The sequence below is a fragment of the Frankia tisae genome (assembly GCF_025403405.1).
Classification (GTDB): Bacteria; Actinomycetota; Actinomycetes; order Frankiales; family Frankiaceae; genus Frankia; species Frankia tisai.
Window position 1 is genome coordinate 1 of sequence record NZ_JANEZT010000528.1, and the last position, 3280, is coordinate 3280.

At 74.1% G+C, this 3280-nt stretch carries 3 protein-coding genes; all 3 read left to right on the forward strand.

Annotated features, from left to right (window positions below):
* On the forward strand, positions 1-788 hold a 788-nt coding region (locus NBZ85_RS29280), incomplete at its 5' end, for an ABC transporter permease (RefSeq protein WP_261563184.1).
* Entirely contained in the window at positions 785-2611 is a 1827-nt protein-coding gene (locus NBZ85_RS29285; RefSeq protein WP_261563186.1) for a dipeptide ABC transporter ATP-binding protein, read from the forward strand. The genes NBZ85_RS29280 and NBZ85_RS29285, both read left to right, overlap by 4 nt.
* A gap of 10 nt (positions 2612-2621) precedes the next feature.
* A partial coding sequence (locus tag NBZ85_RS29290; RefSeq protein WP_261557817.1) for an LLM class flavin-dependent oxidoreductase occupies positions 2622-3280 on the forward strand: 659 nt, incomplete at its 3' end.

A 3280-nucleotide genomic window follows, 5' to 3' on the forward strand; every position in this document is an offset into this window, starting at 1 on the left:
CCGGCGTCACGCTGTCCGTCCTGGTGCTGCTGGTGGCGCTGGGGTGGATGCTCGCTCCCGGCTGGTTCTCCCACCAGTCGCCGAGCGTCGGGGATCCGGCAAGCCGATTCCGGGCGCCGAACCGGCAGCACCTGTTCGGCACCGACCAGCTCGGCCGGGACCTGTACGCGCGAGTGGTCCACGGCGCGTCGCTTTCGTTGCGGACCGCGCTCGCCGCGACCGGCGTCGCGCTGGGCGTCGGTGTCCTACTCGGTCTGCTCGCCGGCTATCTCGGCCGATGGGTCGACGCGGCGATCATGCGCCTGGTCGATGTCACGTTGTCCATCCCGCCGGTGCTGCTGTCGCTGCTGGTGATCAGCGCGCTGGGCTTCGGCACGCTCAAGGTCGCGATCGCGGTCGCCCTCACCAGCGTGGCCAGCTTCGCCCGGCTCACCCGGGCCGAGGTGCTACGGGTGCGAACGGCCCCGTTCGTGGAGGCGGCCGCGCTCTGCGGGGCCCGCTGGTGGCGGATCCTGGCCCGCTACGTCGCGCCCGCGTCCGTCGGCCCGGTGCTGGCCCTCGCGGCGCTCGACTTCGGGCTGGTCGTCCTGGCCGTGTCGTCGCTGAGCTTCCTCGGCTACGGACCGCCGCCACCGGCCCCGGAGTGGGGCGCTCTCGTCGCCGGCGGACGCGAGTACCTGGCCACCGCATGGTGGCTGACAACCGTACCTGGGCTCACCGTCGCCGCGGTCGTGCTCGCCGCGAACCGGCTGTCCCGGTTGCACGAGACCGGGCAGGGCCGGCCGTGACCGGCGCCGCCCACCGAGACCCGCCGGTCGCCAGCGGCGCGTCGAGCCTGCTGACCGTGCGCGGGCTGCGTGTCACCTATCGTGCCGCCGGGGGCCGTCTCGTGGCGCTCGACGGGGTGGACATCGACGTACCCACCGGAGGGATCACCGCTGTCGTGGGGGAGTCCGGCTCGGGCAAGACCACGCTGGCACACGCACTCGTCGGGCTGCTCCCCGAGGGCGGGCGGGTTGAGGCGGGCAGCATCCGGCTGGACGGTCAGGAGCTCGCCGGCCGGCCGGAACGGGCCTGGCGCGAGATACGCGGCGCCCGCGTCGGCCTGGTGCCGCAGGATCCCGGGGTCAGCCTGAATCCGGTGACCACGATCGGCCGACACGTCGCCGACGCACTGCGGGCACACGAGCGCCTGCCCCGGGCCGTGGCCAGGGCGCGGGCGGTGGAGCTGCTCGCGCAGGCCGGGATCCCCGATGCCGCCGCCCGGGCCCGGCAGTATCCGCACGAGCTGTCCGGCGGCCTGCGACAGCGGGTGCTGATCGCCATGGCCACCGCCGCGCGACCCGGCCTGCTCGTGGCGGACGAGCCGACGTCGGCGCTCGACGTCACCGTGCAGCGCCAGATCCTCGACCATGTCGACACGCTCGTCGCCACCGCCGGCCTGACGGTCCTGCTCGTCACCCACGACCTCGCGGTCGTCGCCGATCGGGCCGACCACGTCGTCGTGATGGCGGACGGCCGGGTGGTCGAGACCGGGCCGACCGCCGGAGTCCTCACGGCGCCGCGCGAGCCCTACACGCGCCGGCTGCTGGCCGACATCCCCGGCCTGACCAGGCTCCGCCCAGGTGTCGACCGTCCGGACGGCCATCGCCCCCGTGCCGCCGCGATGGCAATCGTGGTGCCAGGGCCCGTGGTGCCAGGGCCCGTGGTGCCAGGGCCCGTGGTGCCAGGGCCCGTGGTGGCGAGCCCCGCGGTGGGCGGCCCGGATGCGCCGCTGCTGTCGGTCGAGGGGCTGCGGCTGGTCTATCCGGGGCGCGGCCTCGGTCGGCGCCGGGCGCGCCCGGCGGTCGACGACGTCAGCTTCACCATCGCGCCCGGGGCCGCGCTGGGACTGGTCGGGGAGTCCGGATCGGGCAAGACCAGCATCGGCCGCATGGTGGTGGGCCTGACGAGGCCGACGGCCGGCACCCTCCGGTTGGACGGGCAGGACATCACCGGCGCAGCCGGCTCGCGGCTGCGGGCGCTACACCGCCGCGTCCAGCTGATCTACCAGAATCCCTACAGCTCGCTGAATCCGCGGTTCACGGTCGAGGAGATCGTCGCCGAGCCCCTGCGCAACTACGGGATCGTCGACCGGGCCGGACGGCCGGCGCGGGTGGCCGAGCTGTTGGAGAGCGTGGCGCTGCCCGCGAGCGTCGCCCGCCGCACGGCGGTGGAGCTGTCCGGCGGGCAGCGCCAGCGCGTCGCCATCGCCCGTGCGCTCGCCCTCACCCCGCGACTGCTGGTCTGCGACGAACCGGTTTCCGCCCTCGACGTGACCGTCCAGGCCCAGATCCTGCGGCTACTGATGGACCTGCGGGTGCAGCACGGCCTGACGTACCTGTTCATCTCCCACGACCTGGCCGTCGTCCGGCAGCTCGCCGACCAGGTGGCGGTGCTCAGCCAGGGCCGGCTGGTCGAGCTGGCAGAGACCGAGCGGCTGTTCAGCGCGCCGCGCGACGACTACACCCGCGCCCTGCTGGCGGCGATTCCCGGCAACCTGCGGACGCCCGGGCCTGCCTGCGCCGACGCCCAGCCGGACAACGACCTACGTGAAGACACTCACCAGTGAGGAACAGGCCGTGGAACTTGGACTGATCACTTTCGGCAGCCTGCTGCCGGACCCCCGCACCGGCGCCGTGTTGACCCAGCGTCAGCGGCTGCGGGACGTCGTGCGCGCGGCGGCCGCGGCCGAGGAGCTCGGTTTCGTCTGGTACGCGGTCGGCGAGCACCACTTCGGTGAGCGGGACGTCATCTCCTCACCCGCGATCGTGCTCGCGGCCATCGCCGAGCACACCAGCACGATCCGGCTCGCCACCGGGACCACGCTCGTCGCCAACCGGGACCCCGTGCTCCTGGCCGAGGACTACGCGCTGGTGGACCTGCTCTCGGACGGCCGGCTGGAACTGGTTGCGGGCGGCTCGTTCTTCCCCGACCCCTGGACGGTGTTCGGGCAGGATCCGGCGACCAAGGCCGACCGCAAGCGCGAAGGCGTCGAGCTTCTGCTCCAGCTGTGGACCGAGGACCGGGTGGACTGGGACGGGCGGTTCCGGCCGGCGCTGCGCGGGGTGCGGACGCAGCCGCGGCCCGCGCAGGAGACGCCCCCGGTGTGGATCAGCGCCGGGGTCGGCAGCGAGTCGGTCCGCCTCGCCGTCGAGCACGGTCTGCCGATGGTCGTCGGGACCACCGCCCGGCCGCCTGCCGACTTCGTCGACGTCTTCGCCGGCTACCGGGGGGAGTG